This window comes from Streptacidiphilus sp. BW17, from assembly GCF_041262485.1.
GTDB lineage: Bacteria > Actinomycetota > Actinomycetes > Streptomycetales > Streptomycetaceae > Streptacidiphilus.
Window position 1 is genome coordinate 64,816 of sequence record NZ_JBGCCR010000004.1, and the last position, 17,243, is coordinate 82,058.

The window sequence follows — 17,243 nt, forward strand, 5'->3', positions numbered from 1 at the left end:
ACTATCGTGCTGAGATGGACCCGTTGACCGCCGGAGACCCGACCGTCATAGGCCCGTACCGACTGATCGCCCGGCTGGGCAACGGAGGCATGGGCCTGGTGTATCTGGGCCGCCACTCCGACAACGGACGGGCCGTGGCCGTGAAGGTCGTCAAGACCGAGTACGCGCGGCATCCGGAGTTCCGCAGACGCTTCGCGCGCGAGGTCGCCGCAGCCCGGAGGGTGGACGGGAGTTGGACGGCGGCCGTGCTCGACGCGGATGTCGCGGACTCGACCGAGGTCCCCTGGGTGGCAACCCAGCACATCGCCGGGCTGGACCTGCACACCATCGTCTCCGACCAGCACGGGGCACTGCCCGAGGACACGGTCCTGGTCCTGGCCAACAGGCTCGCACTCGCCCTGCAGGCCGTCCACGAGGCAGGGTTGATCCATCGTGACCTCAAGCCGTCCAACGTCGTGGTCACGGTCGACGGCCCACGCGTCATCGACTTCGGCATCGCCCGCGCCTTGGACAGCCTGACCGGAACGGCGGACAGCCGGCTGACCGGCACCGGCATGCTGATCGGCTCTCCCGGATTCATGTCACCCGAGCAAGTGCGCGGCAAGGAACTCACCTTCGCCAGCGACGTGTTCTGCCTCGGGGCGGTCCTCGTCTACGCCGCCACCGGACGCCTCCTCTTCGGGGCCGGCGAAAGCGGTCTGCAGGCCCACATCTTCAGCGTGTGGGAGGACGAACCGGACCTGACCGGGGTGCCGGACACACTCGTCGACCTCGTCCGGGCCTGCCTGCACAAGACCCCCTCCGAGCGACCCACATTGACGGAGCTGGCCGAGCGCACCAGCACCAACCACCCCGAGGCCTGGCTCCCCACCGCCGTATTGACGCAACTGGCCCGTCACGCCTCGGCGTTGCTGGACTACACCCCCGAGCCGCGCACCGGGCCTCCTCCAACGCCCAAGGCACCTCCGGCATACACCCCGACGACGCCGGTCAGCCCGGAGCAGGTACCGGTACAGGCACAGGAGTTCTCGTCCGCGCCGACGGCCCCGGCCTCGGTCCTGCAGCCGCCGCTCCCGCCTCGCCGGGAGGAGCAGGAAGCCTCTCCTCAGCGCGAGCCGCGTGCGTCCAGGCGCTGGCGGGGGCTGGTCGTGGCCGTTCTGGCGCAGTTGCTCGTCGCTGTGCAGGCCGGGGCCTTCATCGAGGAGACCCCCTGGGTCCTGCGCGACCTGCGCGACCTGCGCCGACTGGATACCGTCAGACACCGGTCGTTGCTGGACCTGACCTACACCGTCGCCTTCGTCGGGCTGTTGATCCTCGCTAGGCACGCCGTGGACCGGCTCGGGCGCCGGCTGACGCTTGTCGCCGGTCTTTTCGGCTTCGCCGCGGCGTCCTTGCTCGCTGTGCTGGCCGGTGACTTCCCACTCATCGTCAGTGCCCGTGCCCTGCAAGGGTTTGCCGCCGCGTTGGTGACCGTGTCCACCCTCTCCGTGACCGCCGGGTTCACCGAGCCGAGGGCCCGCAATCGCGCCTACGGGGTCTATGCGGTGACGCTCGGAGCCGGACCGGCGCTCGGGCTGCTCGTCGGCGGTTGGTTCGTGGAACTCCTGAACTGGCGGGTGGCCATGTTCGTGGTGGCCCTGATCGCCACCGTCATCGCTGTCAGCGCCCTCAGCCTGCTCGACAAGGACGCCAAGCACGGCAAGGGCGGCAATGTCGGCCAGGAAAACCAGAACACGGGAACGGCCCGCACCGGCGCCCCCGCCCGCTTCGACTTCGTCAGCGCTGAGCTGGGCCTCGGGGGGCTCCTCGCGCTCGCGTACGGCCTCTTCCAGGGCGCGACAGGTGGCGACGAGGCGACGCGGGCTCTGGTCGCCATCGGTGCCTGCCTGTTCGTCGCCTTTCTGTGGCGGCGGACCAGTGCGGCGATCGACGCCGACGACGCGCGGCCCGGCCTCGCGCCCAAGGACCGCCCGCGCCGCCTCCCGAGGCGCCACGATCTCTTCGGTGCGACCTTCGTCCTCCTGCTGGCCGGCACCGGCCTGGTCGTGCTCCTGGCGTCGCTGACCTACTTCCTGCAGGTGTTCCAACTCCAGTGGCCGCTGCGAGCCGGGGCTGCCTTGCTGCCTCTGGTCGTTGCACTGCTCGTGGGCTCCGTCCAGGTATCCACCCGGCTACTGGGCCGGGTCGCGCCCGTGGTCCTGCTCACCTGCGGCCTGGTCACTCTGGCGCTCGGGCTGTGGCTCCTCACTCGCCTCACTGTCGCCGCCGCCTACACGACCCAGGTGCTGCCCGCACTGCTGCTGACCGGCTTCGGCGTCGGGCTGGCTTTCATGCCGCTCCTCGTCACAGCCACGGCCGGGCTCACGCCACATCGAGTCGGAGCAGCCGCATCGACGGTCGCCACGGCCCTGCAACTCGGGGCGGCCGGCGGATACGCGCTCTTCACTCCCTGGTTCCTGTTCCCGAACGACCACAAGCTGGAGGGAATGATCGGCGTGGTCGATCAACTGGTGCAGCAGTGCACCACGTCACTGTGGTGGGGGTTCGGGTGCATCGCACTGGCTTGCCTGGTGGCGCTCTCGACGATCAGGGTCCGGCCCGCGGCGCCCGAGTGAGGTGTGCTCCGAGGGTGTCCTCGGCTCCGGTACGGGTGCCTCGTCGAGTGCCCGGTCGGGCATCCGGTCGAGTGCCCGGTCGGCGTCGTTGCCGCGGCTACCGGTGCGACCCATCAGCCGCCGGTCCAGGACCGTGAGCAGCAGGACCGCGACGCCGGTGCCGACCAGGACCAGGCCCAGGCCGTGCAGCCCGTGGTCGGTGACCCCGTGGTTGAACACGAGGCCGGTGATCACGGACGAGACGATGGTCCCCAGGTAGGAGAAGGTGCGGAACAGGCCCGAGGCGGTGCCGATCTGCTGCGGCGAGGCCTCCAGGTAGAGGGCGGTCTGGTTACCTACCGTGGTGGCGGCGCTGGTGACGCCGAAGACCAGGGTGACCAGCACGATCACCAGCGCCGAACTGCGCGAGGTGAGCAGCACCATCGCGGCCGACCCGACCAGCATGGTGACCGCCGAGACCACGAGCGGCCCGCGCACCAGATTGCGGCTGGACAGCGGTCGCGCGAGCAGTGCGGACACCCCGGCCATCGGCAGCAGGAGCAGCCCGGCAACGATGGCGGAGTAGCCGTGCGCCGCCTCCATCCACTCGGTCATGCCGTACATCACCGTGTAGACGCCGACCAACGTCAGCGCCTGGCGCAGATAGGTACGGGTCAGCGGGCCGTTGGCGGCAAGTCCGCGCAGGTCGAAGAAGGGCTCCGGGGCGCGCAGTTCCCACCGCACCGTCGGGACCGCGACGACGACGAAGGCGGCGAGGGCGATCCAGTCGACCGTCGGCAGGTTCATCAGGAAGATGATCAGCGCGGTCAGCGAGCCGGCGAAGCCGACGATCCCGGTCAGGTCGATCCGCTGGGCGACGTCCCGGAAACCGCCCGGCGCGCGCTCACTTGGCGCGCGCTCACCCGGCGCGCGCTCGGCCGGTTCGGGCGCCGGATCCTTCGGCACCCAACGGGTGGTCACCGCAAAGGCGATGGCGGTGACCGGGATGTTGATCAGGAAGGCCCAGTGCCACCCCGCAGCGCCCACCAGCAACCCGCCCAGCGGCGGGCCGACGGCGGCGGTGGCCATCCCGGCGATGGCGAGCCCGCCGAGGACCGACCCGGGCGGCGCCCCCAGCCCCGCCTGCGCCGACCGACGCCTGATCAGCACCATCGCGGACGGGTATCCGGCCGAGGTCCCGATGCCGATCAGCACCCGGGCCACGGTCAGCGTCGCCAGGTTCTGCCCGAACCCGCCGACCACGCCGCCGAGCAGCACCAGCAGGATGCCGCCCAGAAAGACCCGGCGCGGCCCCACGACCTCCGCCAGCTTGCCCGCGGTGGGCTGCGCGACGGCGCTGGCCAGATACAGGGAGGTGACCAGAACCGCGGTGCTGCCCGCCGAGACGTGCAGGCCCTCGGCGATCGGGACCAGCGCGGTCGCGATGATCGCGCTGTTGATCGGGTTCAGGCTGGAGCCCACGTACAGCGGGGCGGTGAAGCGCCACGGGAAGGGGTTCGGCCCAGCCGAGGAAGAGGAAGAGGAGGGGGACGAGGACGAGGACTCGCCGCTGACAGCGTGCTCGGCGCTCATATCCCGGCCCGCCACGGATCCGCGACGGCGAGTCGCTCCAGCAGCTCGATGGCCTTCTCTAGATCCGCGCGCTCCTCAGGAGCCACCATCTGCTCGATGGCCCGCTCCAGGAACGAGGAGCGGCCCTTCATCAGACGGTCGATCAGCTCGACTGCGGACGGGTCGGCGCTGACCAGCTTCTTGCGACCGTCCTGCGGGTCGGGCTCCTGGCGCACCAGCCCCTCGGCCTTCAGCGCCGCCAGGCTCTGCGAGATCGACTGGGGAGTGACATGCTCCAGCTCCGCGAGCCGGGCCGCCGTGATCGGCCCCTCATTCGAGATCGTCGCCAGCACGGTCAGCTGGCTCTGGGCCAGCCCCACCGAGTGCTGGCCGGACTCGGTGCGCAGCCGGGCACGCAGGCGTTTCATCGCACGCTGAAGCCGCTCCGCCGCCGACTCGTCCCGCCCAGAGCTGCGGCGCGGGTCCTCGCCGAGCTCCTCGTCCTTCGAACCGTTCATAGCGCCGTTCATAAACCCCATCGTAGAACTCGACAAGTAACTTTGCAAAGTTACTTGTCGAGTTGCGCGACGAGCGTCCAGGCGAGGACGCCCGCGCTGACGGCGATCCTGGCCCGTATGGGCGACCGTCCCAGCACGGGTCGAGCTCACATGACGCGACGGGCCGCCCGCCGTGCAGGCGGGCGGCCCTGACGTGTGGTCGGCGCAATGTCGACTACTACTGCTGCGGGCCAGGCAGTTCGACCAGGGCGGCCAGCCGGGCGCGGTGGGAACCGGCCGTGCCGAGGGCGATCTGGTCGGCCTTGGCGCGCTTGAGGTAGAGGTGGGCCGGGTGCTCCCAGGTCATGCCGATGCCGCCGTGCAGCTGGACGGCCTCCTCGGCAGCCAGCACCGCGAGGTCGCTGACGTAGGCCTGGGCCACGCTGCTCGCGACGGCCAGGTCCGCGTCGCCCGCCGCCAGGGTCGCGGCGGCGTAGCGGGCGGCGGCCGTGGCCGACTCGACGCCGGTGGCGAGGTCGGCGAGGCGGTGCTTGATCGCCTGGAAACCGCCGACGGAGCGCCCGAACTGCTTGCGCTCCTTCAGGTAGGCGACGGTCGTCTCCAGACACCACTGCGCGACGCCGACCTGCTCGGACGCCAGCAGCGCGGCACCCGCCACCAGCGCGTCCCGGACGGCCGGTTCAGCGTCGGCGAGGACGCGTGTGCCGACGGCGCCGTCCAGGCGGACGTCGGCGAGCTGCCGGGTCATGTCGAGCGAGACCACCGGGGTGACGGTGACGGTGGCGTCCGCTGCCGGGACGGCGTAGACGGCGAGGTCGCCGAATTGGCCGGACTCGCCGGACTCACCGGACTCGCGGGCGAGCACCAGCAGCACGTCCGCCTCGATCGCGCCCGCCACGCTGGTGACCGTGCCGGTCAGTCGGCCGTCGGCGCCGGAAACAGCAACGGAAACGGCAGGCAGCGCAGCGTGCGGCGCGGTGGACAGCGGCACGGCCAACGCCGCCGTCCGCTCCCCCGACGCGAGCTCGGCGAGCAATGCGCCGTCGCTGTCGCGCAGGACCAGGGTGGCGATGACCGCGCTGGTCAGGAACGGCACCGGAGCCGCCCCCCGGCCGAGCTCCTCCAACACCACGGCCGCCTCCAGCGCGGAAGCGCCCGCGCCGCCGTGCTCCTCCGCCACCAGTAGTCCGGCCAGGCCGAGTTCACCGGCCAGGGCCCGCCACAGGCCGTCGACGACCGACCGGTCCCCGTCGTAGAGGGCGGTGACGGCCACCGGGTCGCAGCGGTCGGTGAGCAGCTTGCGGACGGTGGCCCGCAGGTCGTCCTCGACCTCGGTGTAGAGCAGGCTGTGGTCCTTCAGGTTCGGGTCGCTCACTTGGCCAGGTCCTTCCAGGGCACGTCCTTGTCGACGCGGGGCTCGGACGGGAGACCGAGCACGCGCTCGGCCATGATGTTGCGCAGGATCTCCGAGGTGCCGCCCTCGATGGAGTTGCCCTTGGCGCGCAGATAGCGGTAGCCCGCGTCGCGGCCGGTGAAGTCGACGTGGTCGGGGCGGACCATGGTCCAGTCCGAGTAGCGCAGGCCGTCCTCGCCGAGCAGCTCCAGCTCCAGGCCGGACAGCTGCTGGGCGATCCGGGCGAAGGTGACCTTCAACGCGGCGCCCTCCGCCCCGGGCTGACCCTGTGCCAGCTTCTGGCGGACGCGCAGGCCGGTCAACCGGGAGACCTCCGCCTCGACCCACAGCCGCAGCAACCGGTCGTGCAGTTCCGACGTGCGCAGCTCGGGATGCTCGCGCCAGGTCTGCGCGACGACGCCGATCATGCCGCCCTCGCGCGTCGCGTTGCCGCCGATGGAGACGCGCTCGTTGCTCAGCGTCGCGTTGGCGACGGCCCAGCCCTGGCCGACCCCGCCGAGCCGCTGGGCGTCCGGGACGCGCACGTCGGTGAGGAAGACCTCGTTGAACTCGGCCTCGCCGGTGATCTGCCGCAGCGGGCGGACGTCGACACCGGGGTCGGTCATGTCGCAGAGGAAGTACGTGATGCCCTGGTGCTTGGGCAGGTCCGGATCGGTGCGCGCGACCAGGATCGCGAACCGGGCGTTGTGCGCGCCGGAGGTCCACACCTTCTGGCCGTTGACGATCCAGTCGCTGCCTTGGCCGTCCTGCACGGCGCGGGTGCCGAGCGCGGCGAGGTCCGAGCCGGCGCCGGGCTCACTGAACAGCTGGCACCACACCTCCTCGCCCGTCCACAGCGGACGCAGGAAGCGCTGCTTCTGCTCGTCGGTGCCGAAGCGGAGGATGGTCGGGGCGGCCATGCCCAGGCCGATGCCGTTCGCGCCCCGGTTGTTGTCCGGCGCGCCCGCCCCGTCGAACATCGCGTCCACAGCAGGCTGCCACGCTCGCGGCAGGCCGAGACCGCCGTGGCCCTCGGGGTAGTGCACCCACGCCAGACCGGCGTCGTAGCGGGCGCGCAGAAACTCCAGGCGCTCGGTGGTCTCCGGGTCGTGCGCGGCGAGGAACTCCTCGACCCGCCGCCGCAGCCCCTGTTCGTCGATGCTCATCCTGCCGCCTTCCCGTGGCTCAGCGCGTAACTAAGCGCTTGCTTAGGCACTCTCCTGGGTAGGACCCCCACTCGTCAAGAGACTCCCCCGCTCAACCGCCTCACGCCACCACACAGGGATACTCGTGCCACCTCACAGGGATAATCGACGCGTGAACCCCGACACGTCCGACCTGCCCCGCGCCGACGCGACACGTGCCCGCCTGCTGGAGGCGGCCGTCGCCGCTTTCGCCGAGAAGGGGTTCCGGGGCACCACCACGCGCGACATCGCCGCCGCCGCAGGCATGAGCCCGGCCGCCCTCTACGTGCACCACAAGTCCAAGGAGGAGCTGCTCTACCTGATCTCCAAGGCGGGGCACGAGTCGACGCTGCAACTGGTCCAGGACGCGATCGGCCCCGCCGACGACGAGCCCACCGCCGCACTGCGCCGGGTGATCCATGACTTCGCCGCGAGCCACGCCCGCGGACAGACCGTCGCCCGCATCGTGAACTACGAGCTCAACTCGCTCACCGACGAGCACCTCACGGAGATCAAGCAGATCCGCCACCGGACCGAGGCCGAGATCCGCGCACTCGTCGAACGCGGCGTCGCGGCCGGTGACTTCGACGCACCCGACCCGCGGATGGCCGCTGTCGCCCTGCTCTCGCTGGGCATCGACATCGCCCGCTGGTACCACGACGGCGGCCGGTGGAGCCCGGAGGACGTCGCCGACCAGTACGCCGCGATGGCGCTTCGGATCGTCGGTGCCCGTTCGCCGCGTTCGCCGCATTCACCGCGTTGACGCACGTGCGTTCGGTCACTGTCCGTGTAGGTGCTGGTCACTGGGCGTGGTAGCGTCGTCCGCGTACCAATCGAATAGTTGACCCCGGCGGTGCTACCAACACCCCGGGGTCCGGCACCAGGAGCAAGACCTCCGATGCACATTCATCGTAACCGTCATATGCGCGCGTTCTCGACATTGCCCAACTACTTGTTGCAGGACCACCGGATGTCGTACACGGCCCAGGGCGTCCTGACCTACCTCCTCTCGCTCGCGGACGGGACGCGTGAGGACGGCCGCAGGATGGCCGATGCCCGTCCGCAGGGACGCGGCGCGGTCGCCAAGGCGCTCCGCGAGCTCCAACGCCTCGGGTACTACCGGGTCGAGACGATCCGAAAGCCGGACGGCAAGCTGATCAGCGCGTCCCACGTCTACGACAGCCCGCAGCCGCCCCAGCCGCAGCCGAGTGCCAGGAAAGCGGGCTCCGGCGCGGCGACGAGCGGCGCGACTGACGGCCAATCAAAGAACCAGGGAAAGAACCACCCCTCCCTCCCCTCCCTCCCGGCCGAGCCCGCCGACGACGCCGTCGCCGACGGGGCGTCAGCAACCCCCGAACGTGCCGAGCCCGCCACACCTCCCGCTCCCGCCGAGCAAGTCCCGCCGGAAGTCCGGGTGGCAGTCGCCACGCTCTTCCGCGTGCTGCGCCCGGAGCCACGCCTACGGCTCGGAGAAGCCGAAGCGCTTGCTCTGGCGCCACTGGTCGCGGAGTGGTTGGAACACGGCGCGACCGAACACGACCTCGCCACCGCGCTACTCCCGGGCCTGCCGCAACGCGTCCACGCGCCGGTCGCGTTCCTCCGCAACCGCCTCACCCGCAAGCGCCCACCAGCGCCTTCCCGGCAACCAGCCGTCCCCGCGCAGCGCTGGCACGAATGCGCACAATGCGCCGACCCCGTCCCCCGACCCGGCATCTGCCGCACCTGCGCAGGCCTGCCCGCGCCTCCACCCACCAACAGCTTCGCCACAGCAGCCGCCGCACGCGGTGCAGCCCTGGTCAGAGCCGCCCTACGCGGCAGCATGCCCGGGACGGTGTCGACCGCCTGAGCCGAACTGGAGGCTCAGCTCGCCTGGCCGTCGTCCCAGTGGACGCTCTGCCAGGCGCCGGAGCCTTGACCGTCGAGGTGGCCGTCGAGGTTGGCCTGGTAGTGGGCGAAGGCCGCAGCGAGGTCCGCGTACGCCGGGATGTCGTCGACGGCGACCGGTGGGGCGACCAGTTCCAGGGCGCGGCGTTCGCCGTCCAGGGAGCGGGCGGCGGCGCTGACCGCGGCGGCGCCTTCGGTTGACCAGCCCTGCAGGCGGGTGCAGTCGACGAGCAGCGTGCGCTCGCCTCGGGCGAGGGCCCAGCCGATCGCGCCGTTGAACCGGGTGACGGCGTCGTCGCCGAGGAAGCCGCTGATCTGCAGGACATCGACATGCTGCCCGGTACTCAGGTGCCACTGGATCGTCATGGGGGCGAGGCTCCTTGCGAGGGTGTTCAGTGGTGCGTCAGTGGTGGTTCATGCCGCCGACGTAGAACAGCAGCATCACAAGACCGGCGAAGATGTGGAAGCCGATGACGTAGATGAACGCGCGCAACCACACACCCTTGTTGGCGCGGCGCCCGCCGCCCTCGCTGCCGTCGTCCACGGGTTCGGGCCGCGGCCCGGACGCAGGCAGGGGGGCGTTCTGGTCGGACACTGGGTCTCCCTGGGTGCTAGGAGCTGGAAGCGAAGCCAAGAGCTGGGCGGGTTCGGGGCTGCGGGGCGCGGGCTGCGGGCCGCGGGCGCGGGGGCGCGGGGGCGCGGACGGTCGCGTCAGGTCAGCGAGCTGTCGCTCCGGCGGTGTCGGCCTGGCGCAGCTCGGCAAGCAGGTCCTGCTGACCCGCGATCAGCTCGGTGAGGATCCGGCGGGCCGCCCGCAGCAACTCGGCCACGTCGGGACCGGCCAGGGAGTACACGACGGTGTCGGCCTCGCGCACGGACCTGACGATGCCGGAGCGGCGCAGCACGGCCAACTGCTGGGACAGGTTCGAGCGTTCGACCTCGATCTCCGCCAACAGCTCACGCACGGGCTTCGGCCCGTCCGACAGCAGCTCCAGGACCCGGATGCGGACGGGGTGTCCGAGCATGCGGAAGAACTCCGCCTTGGCCTGGTACAGCGGAACCGGCACCCCGCTCAACTCCCGTCCTCCTCGCCCTGGCCGCATGTCCCGACCGGGATCGACGCGGCTAGCACTATTGCAGGAATTGAAGAAATCTTCAATTCGCCACATGGGCACCCACCGCTGCCTCAGCGCGCAGCTCGCCCGGGCGGAGGCGGAGATCGCGCTGTCCCAGCTCCTGGCCCGCTTCCCCACTCTGCTCCTCGCCGTCCCGCGCGACCAACTCACCTGACAGCCGACGCGGTTGGTCCGCACGCTCACCTCACTGCCGCTGTCGGTGGGCGCACGTGTCAACTTTGGTTGACATCCGCTGCTCGTCAACCTAAATTGACAGACATGAGCGAGACCAAGACGCTCGCGGACGCCGCGAGCAGCAGAGACCCCGCTGTGGGCCTGAAGGCCGTGCACGCGCTGCGCGAACTGGCCGAGCGACTGGAGGACCTGCAGGTCGGCAACGCCCGGAGGCAAGGGTGGACCTGGCAGATGATCGCGGACTGCCTCGGCGTGAGCCGCCAGGCAGTGCACAAGAAGCACGGCAGCGGCAGCCGCTTCGGCCGCAGGAAGGAAGACTGATCATGTTCGAGCGGTTCACCGCCGACTGCCGGCGCACCGTCGTCCTCGCCCAGGAGGAGGCGCGGATGCTGCGCCACCCCATGACGGGCTCCGAGCACCTGCTCCTCGGCCTGCTCGGGCTGCCGGACGACGCGTCCGTGGCGCTCCTCGCCGACGGCGGCCTCGACCTACCGACCGCCCGCCAGTCGGTCCAGCGCCTGCACGACGCCACCGGCCCGGAGTTGGACGCCGAGGCGTTGGGCACCATCGGCATCGACCTCGACACCGTCCGGGAGAAGGTGGAGGCGGTCTTCGGCGTCGGCGCGCTCAGCGCGACCGCAGGGCCGGGCGACCGCCGGCGCGGGGGCCGGAGTGTCCCAGGCGGTCACCTGCCCTTCACCCCGGACGCCAAGAAGGCCCTCGAACTCTCCCTCCGCGAAGCGCTCGCCCTCAGCAGCCGGGAAATCCTCCCGGGCCACCTACTCCTCGGCCTCCTGCGCGACGAACAGGCCCCGGCCGCCCGCGTCGTGCGCGACCACGGCTTCGACCTCCCCACCCTGCGCGACCGCATCCGCACCACGCTCGCCTGACACAGCGTCAATGTGGCCAAGTACAGGCCGTGCAGCTCGCCGAAGACGACACCGTCGCCGCCGCACGCACTCTCGCCCTCGACCGGGCCCGCGCGGTGGATCGAGCCACTAGCCGGGCTCGGCCGGAGGTGGCGCGGGCACCCGGAAGGCGTTGAGCAGGGCCGAAGTCGCGAGGTATGCGCCGATCAGGTTGACCATGTCCAGGACGCCGGTCTGCCCCACCGCCTCGACCGCGAGGCGGTACGTGTCGTCGCAGACGGACCGCGTGCGTGCCAGTTCGTCGGTGAAGCGGTGGACGGCCGCCTCGGTGGACGAGAAGTCGACACTCGATCGCCCGGCCAGGACGGCCTCGATCACCGGCTCCGCGACGCCGGTGTGCCGGGCCATCGCGGTGTGGACGTAGATCTCGTACGCGCAGTTCCACACCGCCCCGACGGTGAGGATGACGATCTCACGCAGGGGCGCGGCCAGGGACGACTGGGCCTGGTCGGCGAGGACCCAGTCCAGGTAGGGCATGCCGACGGCGGGACGGTGCACGAACGCGTTGAACGGGCCGATCAGATCTCCCTCGGCCGTGGCCACGGCGACCCCCGCCTCCCGGGCCCACGGCACCACCTCGGCCCGTATGCGCCGCTGCGCGGCGAGCTGGTCCTCGGTGAGCGGACCACGGGAGGCCAGGGGCAGTCGCCCGCCCCAGTCCCCGTCCCCGTCCCCGCCCCAGTCCCCGTCCCTGTCTCCGTCTCCGGTCGACGGCTGGGCGGCGCGGGTCATGACCCGGCGAAAGCGGTGATGAGGTCGGACAGGGCCTGCGGGGCCTCCAGCGGCACCTGGTGGCCGGAGTCGATCGATACCATCGTGACGTTGGACAGGTAAGGCACCGTCAGCTTCTTCTGCATCTCCGTGCCCCAGACCGGGTCGTGGTCCGCCACGATCAGCAGGGTCTCGACGTCGATCGGCGCGGCGCGCTCGGTCCAGTCCTCGTAGATCCCCTTGTTCAGCCATGCGTCCCAGGCCTTGCGGTTCATCCGCGCGTAGTCCTCGCAGGTGCGGTCGAACACCTGCGGCGTCAGCGGCACGGCGGTGCGGTCCAGCACGAACTTCTCCGCGTCAGCGCGGTCCCTGCGGCTCTCGAACAGTTCGCGCGGCAGGTCCTCGCCGCCGACCTCCTGCCCGAGCGGCGTGGGAGTGACCAGCACCAGCTTCGCCGGGGGATGCCTGAGCCCCAGCTCCGCGCCCGCGCGGCTGGCGAGGATCTGCATGACCTTGCCGGTCATCGAGTGGCCGACCAGCACGTAGTCGGTCAGGCCGAGCTCGTTGATCGTGGCGGCGAACGCGGCGGCCATCTCGCCCATCGTGTAGCCGGGGATCTCGCGCGCCTCGCCGTGGCCGGGCGCGTCCACGGCGACGACCCGGAACTGCTCCGACAGCGGAGCGCTGGCTTCGATCCATTCGCGGCGGGCGAAACTGAACGAGTGCGAGGCCACGAGGGTGCGACCGGGGCGCTTCGCATGGGGCTGCTGAGGAGTGTCGGTGATGGGAAGCACGATCTAACCTCCGGTTGCCTTCGGTGGGAGGGACGGGGTGGTCGGTCGCGTGAGGATCAAGCCCTGTACGGCGGTGCGGGCCAGGTGGACGCAGGAGTCCACGTCGACGGGCTGGTGGCCGAGCAGCAGGCGGAACGCTGCCGGGCCGAAGAGCAGATCGATCGCCGCATCGGGCTCGACGTGCGGGTCGAGCTCACCGCGCGCGACCCCGCGTTCCCACAACTCGCGCAGCGCCGCGCGGCGCGGCTCGAAGAACCGGGAGTTGAGCAGGTCGGCGGTGCCGGGCTCCAGCACGGCGGCGGCGACCAGCTGGGCGAAGACGATGCCGTCGCGACCTTGGTAGTACTCAGCCAAACGGGCGACGGCCTGGACCAGGTCGTGCGCACTGTCCCCGGTCTCGACCAGCGGCACCAGGCGGCCGATGTGCGCGGCGAAGGCCTCGATCGCCAGCGCGGTGCGGTGCGGCCAACGCCGGTAGATCGTCGGCTTGCTCACACCGCTGCGGCGGCTGACCGCCTCGACCGTGCATGCGGCGACGCCGCCTTCCAGGAGCAGTTGCGTGGCGGCGGTGAGCACGAGCTCCTCGTACGCCTGCTCGCGAGGCCGACCCCGGCCTCGGGTGTGCGGGCCGGTCACGGCTGAGCCTGGGGTCGGACGGCCTGCAGCGGGCCGTGCGCGGTGTGGCGCATCGCCACCTCCTTTACGTTACGACACGTAAACTAATGCAGATTCCGCCGATCCACAACACCCGGGTTCCGGGACGCGGGCGGATGGCGCCGAACCGCCGTAGAAAGGTCCAGATCCGAGGCGTGGTCCAGGCAAATACCAGCGCCTGGTGACGGCGTCCGACGTGGCCGGTGCCGCGGCGATCGCATCGGCCGGAGGCAGTGGCCGTGGCTGCCCGGGGGTCCGCCAGGCGGATCGGATCGGACAGCCTGTCAGCTCCGGGACAGCTTCCCGATCCACGAGTGCCAGCGGACGTGACCGCGTTGGTCACCCGCCCCGAACTTCCCGCCGTCACGGCATGAACGGCCCCGCCAGCTGCGAGGGCATGAATCCGGATGCTGCCTCTCCGTGCTCGCGCTGCCTGTGCCTACGCGCCATCACTCGCACGTCGGTCCGCCGTGACCCGTCGCCGGCGAGGTAAGCCGCTCGTTCCTGCTCGTCCAACCGCGCGCACTCCGCGCATGCCTCATTCGGCTTCGTCGGTGGCTCACCCCACACGGCAGCGCTCATCTGGCCCTGCTCCCTTCCCGTCTTGTGCACTAGTTCACTCTGCGGGTGTGCACTACCTCACTTTCTAGCGGTTCTCGGTGCACTAGTGCAGACTTGACGGGACGTCACCCATGCGGAGGGGTACGAAATGACAAGGGCAACAACATCGGCCCGGCTGGCTGAGCACTACCGCCAGGAGATCCTCAGCGGTGCGCTGCTTCCCGGCTCGAAGCTCCCGAGCAACCGCGAACTGGCGGGCACCTGGCAGACGACGGCGGCGACAGTCACACGAGCACTCGGCGCGCTGCTGGTAGAGGGCTACATCGTGACCAGCCCGCGCGGCACGTTCGTCAGCGACGCACCACCGGCCACTCTCAGCCCGGCAAACCGGCTGGAGAGGGTTCAGCGGGTCAAGTCACTTCTCGCGGAGGGAGAGACGTCGCGGGTCACCTTCGCCGGTCTCGTGGTCCCGCCGCTGTACGTCGCGGAGTTGTTCGGCCTGAACCACGGCGATCAGGTAGTGCGCCGCGAGTGGACAGCGGGACGCGGACAGGTACGGACGGCGTTCGCGGTCACCTGGTATCCGGCTCAATTCACCGCGCTGGTGCCGGATCTGCTCAACACGGCACCGGGCCGGAACGACGGACTGACAGCGAAGGTGCTTGAGGCCACGGGGCGAACGATCACGCACGCGCGCGACGACATGCATGCACGGGAAGCCGACGCGCGGGAAGCCACAGCACTAGCGATCAAAGTCGGGTCGCCCACGCTGGCCATGGCGTGGCGCTGGTCGGACAAGGACGGCGTGATCGAGTACGGCGAAGCGTGTTTGACGCCCCGACTCACCATCGGATACGAGTACCTGCCGTGCTGAGCGGTGAGCATGCAGAAGCCCCGGGTTCCGCCTGATTCGGCGGAGCTCCGGGGCTTCCGATTCCATGATCCACACGAGCGCACAAGCCGCCCAACTGTACGTCGTCGCCCTACTGTCCCTTCTCACGGAAGCCAAGTCGCCGTCTCATCCAACTGAACCGCGCGGTTGAGGTCAGCCGGTCGCACCCTGCTAGTCGGTGTCTGTTCCCGCCAGTACGGCGATCCGGCGGCCGTCCGGGGAGAGGGCGGCGATGCCGTAGTCGTAGATTTCGTTGTGGAACCAGCTTGCGTCGCAATCGAAGTGGAACCACGTGGTCCGCCGGGCTTCGTGCTCCACCTCATCCGCGCTCGCATCCGCCGGGGCACCGCTGAGCCCCGCCATCGACTGCCAGGCCGCCAGCCGACCGTAGGCACCGCACGCGGCCAAGCCGTACATGCCGCCCATCGACGCAGTCGCGAAGAGCAGGCACCAGATCTCGTTGAGCGGACGGACGGCGATCTCGAAGCGGCCGGTTGGGCCGAGCCCCTCGACGCAGGCCATTGGGAGGGTGGGCAGCAGGGTCGGCACACGCCGCGGTTCGACGGCATCGTCCAGTAGGAAGACCCACGCCCCGGCGCCTCCCCAGCCGCCCGCCGCCACGGCGGACACGATCGCCTTGTGCACGTCCGCGGTGGCGACGTCGCGTAGTGCGGCCCGCTCCACCGTGCGTGGTGTCGACGGGTCGGCACGACCCTCCGCGGGGAAACCGATCGCCACCCCGCCCGCCTCGCCGCGTAGCGAGCGGCTTGGGAAGTCCACACCGAGCTCGAAGTCCCGCTGGTGCACCGGCAGCCAGCCCAGGTTGTGCGGACCGGGCCGCCCGAGCGGCCGGTAGCGCCGCTGCCGGAACGCGTCGGTGTCCACGCCGCGGAGCAGCAACTCATGGAAGAGGCAGGAGCGCAGTTCGTCGAGCCGGTCCCGCCCGCTGCGGTCGAAGACGGTCGCCAGGTCGGCGACGGACTGGCCCTCGGCGAGGAGGGAGGCGATGAAGCGGGGCCGCAGGCCCGGGTGTTCGGCGCCAGTGCGTTGCTCGTTGAGGAGCCGGACCAGTTGCACCACGTTCTCGCGGCCGGGGGTGAGAGCCAGCACCCGCACCACATGAGCCAGGCCGCGCTCGTACTCACGCACCTGCTCTACTGCGGCCGCGTGCCGGTCGGAGAGCAGCGAGCCCAACTCGCCTATGTACGAAGCATCGCCCTGCGCGGCGCGCCTTTCAGTGGCCTCCCAGTCGAGGCGTAGGAGATCGTCCTGCGTGTCCTTCACGGTCTGCCACCTTAGGGCGCGTATTTGGTCGTGATCAATCGGCAGCTCTGGTGAGGTCCTTGATCCAGATCATCGCGCCGCGAAGGTGGAGGCCGGCCCGCGAAAATCGCTGCTACCTCGCCGCCGCACAGTGATAGAAAACCCGGGTGACCAATACCTTGGACTTCCCTGAGCTGCTGCGCCTGATCGACGAGCGGTCGGCCGCCTTCCGGGCCGCGATCGCCGCCGCGCCCAGCCTCGACGTGCAGGTGCCGACCTGCCCCGAGTGGACGCTGCTCGACCTGGTGCACCACCTGGGCGGGGGGCGTCGCGCCTGGGCCGCCACGGTCGCGGCTGGGCCGGACGCCTCGGGCAAGTTGGCGGGAGAGGGCCTGGCCGCACCGCACGAGCGCGAGGCCCTGCTCGCCTGGCTGGCCGAGTCGACGCAGCAGATGCTGGACGCGTTGCGGGAGGCCGGCCCGGAGCGCGGTTGCTGGACGTGGTGGGGCTCGTCGCAGTCGCCGCGGACCTGCGGCGCCGTCGCCCGGCACCAGCTCCAGGAGATCGCAATGCACACCTATGACGCCCAGCTCACCGTGGGCGCCCCGGAGCCGCTGCCGGAGGAGGTGGCGCTTGATGGTGTCGAGGACTTCCTGTTCACCTGCTGCACCACGACGGTCGCTTGGCCGCACAAGCCCGCCGTCGTCGACTATCACGTCACCGAGGGCGGCACCTGGCGCCAATCGCTCTCCGCCGATGGTTCGCGGGCCTTCCGTCTGCCCGAATCCGGCCCCGCCGCCGGCGAGGACTCGGAGTCGGTCGACGTCTCCGTCCGGGGTACGGCGAGCGACCTGGTCCTGGCCTTCTACGGTCGCATCCCGCTGGACTCCCTGAAGCTCGAAGGCGACCGGCACCTCTTCGACCTGCTGGAAGAGTGGGACATGGAGTAGGACTGCCTGAAGTAGGACCGCGCACCCAGGGCGC

Annotated in this window: 19 protein-coding genes; 8 read left to right on the top strand and 11 right to left on the bottom strand. The window is 70.6% G+C overall.

The features are described from left to right. Positions 1 to 14 precede the first annotated feature (14 nt). Positions 15 to 2,615, top strand: a complete 2,601-nt coding sequence (locus tag ABH940_RS06065) for an MFS transporter (protein ID WP_370066930.1) — start codon at positions 15 to 17, stop codon at positions 2,613 to 2,615. Here ABH940_RS06065 and ABH940_RS06070 read toward each other — a convergent pair. The 4 genes from ABH940_RS06070 to ABH940_RS06085 all read right to left on the bottom strand — a co-directional run bounded on the left by ABH940_RS06070 (position 2,529) and on the right by ABH940_RS06085 (position 7,243). Beyond that, positions 2,529 to 4,187: an MFS transporter gene (locus ABH940_RS06070; protein ID WP_370066928.1), complete on the bottom strand. Its 1,659-nt coding sequence runs from the start codon at positions 4,185 to 4,187 to the stop codon at positions 2,529 to 2,531. The two genes, ABH940_RS06065 and ABH940_RS06070, sit on opposite strands and share 87 nt — an antisense overlap. Beyond that, the gene (locus tag ABH940_RS06075; protein WP_370067117.1) at positions 4,184 to 4,594 is read right to left on the bottom strand and encodes a MarR family winged helix-turn-helix transcriptional regulator; all 411 of its coding nucleotides are present in this window, start codon (positions 4,592 to 4,594) and stop codon (positions 4,184 to 4,186) included. The genes ABH940_RS06070 and ABH940_RS06075 overlap by 4 nt, the downstream gene beginning before the upstream one ends. Positions 4,595 to 4,901: 307 nt before the next feature. Then, positions 4,902 to 6,059: an acyl-CoA dehydrogenase family protein gene (locus tag ABH940_RS06080; RefSeq protein ID WP_370066926.1), complete on the bottom strand. Its 1,158-nt coding sequence runs from the start codon at positions 6,057 to 6,059 to the stop codon at positions 4,902 to 4,904. Beyond that, complete coding sequence (locus tag ABH940_RS06085; protein WP_370066924.1) at positions 6,056 to 7,243, bottom strand: acyl-CoA dehydrogenase family protein; 1,188 nt, start codon at positions 7,241 to 7,243, stop codon at positions 6,056 to 6,058. Before ABH940_RS06085 ends, ABH940_RS06080 begins: the two co-directional genes overlap by 4 nt. Positions 7,244 to 7,394: 151 nt before the next feature. On the opposite strand from ABH940_RS06085, the gene ABH940_RS06090 reads away from it, so the two are divergent. Both ABH940_RS06090 and ABH940_RS06095 read left to right on the top strand, forming a co-directional pair. Continuing rightward, positions 7,395 to 8,024, top strand: a complete 630-nt coding sequence (locus ABH940_RS06090) for a TetR family transcriptional regulator (protein ID WP_370104587.1) — start codon at positions 7,395 to 7,397, stop codon at positions 8,022 to 8,024. Between the two features lie 135 nt (positions 8,025 to 8,159). Beyond that, the gene (locus tag ABH940_RS06095) at positions 8,160 to 9,107 is read left to right on the top strand and encodes a hypothetical protein (RefSeq protein WP_370104589.1); all 948 of its coding nucleotides are present in this window, start codon (positions 8,160 to 8,162) and stop codon (positions 9,105 to 9,107) included. A gap of 14 nt (positions 9,108 to 9,121) precedes the next feature. Here ABH940_RS06095 and ABH940_RS06100 read toward each other — a convergent pair whose 3' ends face one another. The 3 genes from ABH940_RS06100 to ABH940_RS06110 form a co-directional block, all read right to left on the bottom strand. Then, a complete protein-coding gene (locus tag ABH940_RS06100; RefSeq protein WP_370066918.1) occupies positions 9,122 to 9,511 on the bottom strand; it encodes an anti-sigma factor antagonist in 390 nt (129 codons plus the stop codon). A gap of 37 nt (positions 9,512 to 9,548) precedes the next feature. Further along, a complete protein-coding gene (locus ABH940_RS06105; protein ID WP_370066916.1) occupies positions 9,549 to 9,740 on the bottom strand; it encodes a DUF6126 family protein in 192 nt (63 codons plus the stop codon). A gap of 121 nt (positions 9,741 to 9,861) precedes the next feature. Then, positions 9,862 to 10,212 carry an ArsR/SmtB family transcription factor gene (locus ABH940_RS06110; RefSeq protein WP_370067115.1) on the bottom strand — a complete coding sequence of 117 codons (351 nt, stop codon included), beginning with the start codon at positions 10,210 to 10,212 and terminating at the stop codon, positions 9,862 to 9,864. A 100-nt stretch (positions 10,213 to 10,312) separates the two neighbouring features. Here ABH940_RS06110 and ABH940_RS06115 point away from each other — a divergent pair, with 100 nt between their 5' ends. The 3 genes from ABH940_RS06115 (at position 10,313) to ABH940_RS06125 (ending at position 11,345) form a co-directional block, all read left to right on the top strand. After that, positions 10,313 to 10,435, top strand: a complete 123-nt coding sequence (locus ABH940_RS06115; protein ID WP_370104591.1) for a hypothetical protein — start codon at positions 10,313 to 10,315, stop codon at positions 10,433 to 10,435. A gap of 104 nt (positions 10,436 to 10,539) precedes the next feature. Further along, a complete protein-coding gene (locus tag ABH940_RS06120) occupies positions 10,540 to 10,776 on the top strand; it encodes an RNA polymerase subunit sigma-70 (RefSeq protein ID WP_370066912.1) in 237 nt (78 codons plus the stop codon). A gap of 2 nt (positions 10,777 to 10,778) precedes the next feature. Continuing rightward, the gene (locus ABH940_RS06125; protein ID WP_370066910.1) at positions 10,779 to 11,345 is read left to right on the top strand and encodes a Clp protease N-terminal domain-containing protein; all 567 of its coding nucleotides are present in this window, start codon (positions 10,779 to 10,781) and stop codon (positions 11,343 to 11,345) included. 108 nt (positions 11,346 to 11,453) lie between these two features. On the opposite strand, the gene ABH940_RS06130 is transcribed toward ABH940_RS06125, so the two are convergent. From ABH940_RS06130 to ABH940_RS06140, 3 genes are read right to left on the bottom strand one after another with little or no spacing between them, the layout of a single operon-like run. Continuing rightward, positions 11,454 to 12,116 carry a carboxymuconolactone decarboxylase family protein gene (locus ABH940_RS06130; protein WP_370066908.1) on the bottom strand — a complete coding sequence of 221 codons (663 nt, stop codon included), beginning with the start codon at positions 12,114 to 12,116 and terminating at the stop codon, positions 11,454 to 11,456. After that, positions 12,113 to 12,889 carry an alpha/beta fold hydrolase gene (locus ABH940_RS06135; protein ID WP_370066906.1) on the bottom strand — a complete coding sequence of 259 codons (777 nt, stop codon included), beginning with the start codon at positions 12,887 to 12,889 and terminating at the stop codon, positions 12,113 to 12,115. The genes ABH940_RS06130 and ABH940_RS06135 overlap by 4 nt, the downstream gene beginning before the upstream one ends. 3 nt (positions 12,890 to 12,892) lie before the next feature. Next, positions 12,893 to 13,525, bottom strand: coding sequence for a TetR/AcrR family transcriptional regulator (locus tag ABH940_RS06140; RefSeq protein WP_370104593.1), 633 nt, complete (start codon positions 13,523 to 13,525; stop codon positions 12,893 to 12,895). A gap of 727 nt (positions 13,526 to 14,252) precedes the next feature. Between ABH940_RS06140 and ABH940_RS06145 the strand changes: the two genes are divergently transcribed. After that, positions 14,253 to 14,978 (top strand): GntR family transcriptional regulator, encoded by a 726-nt coding sequence (locus ABH940_RS06145; protein WP_370104595.1) that lies wholly within the window; start codon positions 14,253 to 14,255, stop codon positions 14,976 to 14,978. Between the two features lie 189 nt (positions 14,979 to 15,167). On the opposite strand, the gene ABH940_RS06150 is transcribed toward ABH940_RS06145, so the two are convergent. Then, positions 15,168 to 16,280, bottom strand: a complete 1,113-nt coding sequence (locus tag ABH940_RS06150; RefSeq protein WP_370104597.1) for a DUF6183 family protein — start codon at positions 16,278 to 16,280, stop codon at positions 15,168 to 15,170. A 146-nt stretch (positions 16,281 to 16,426) separates the two neighbouring features. Here ABH940_RS06150 and ABH940_RS06155 point away from each other — a divergent pair, with 146 nt between their 5' ends. After that, positions 16,427 to 17,209, top strand: coding sequence for a maleylpyruvate isomerase family mycothiol-dependent enzyme (locus tag ABH940_RS06155; RefSeq protein WP_370066890.1), 783 nt, complete (start codon positions 16,427 to 16,429; stop codon positions 17,207 to 17,209). Positions 17,210 to 17,243: the final 34 nt, after the last annotated feature.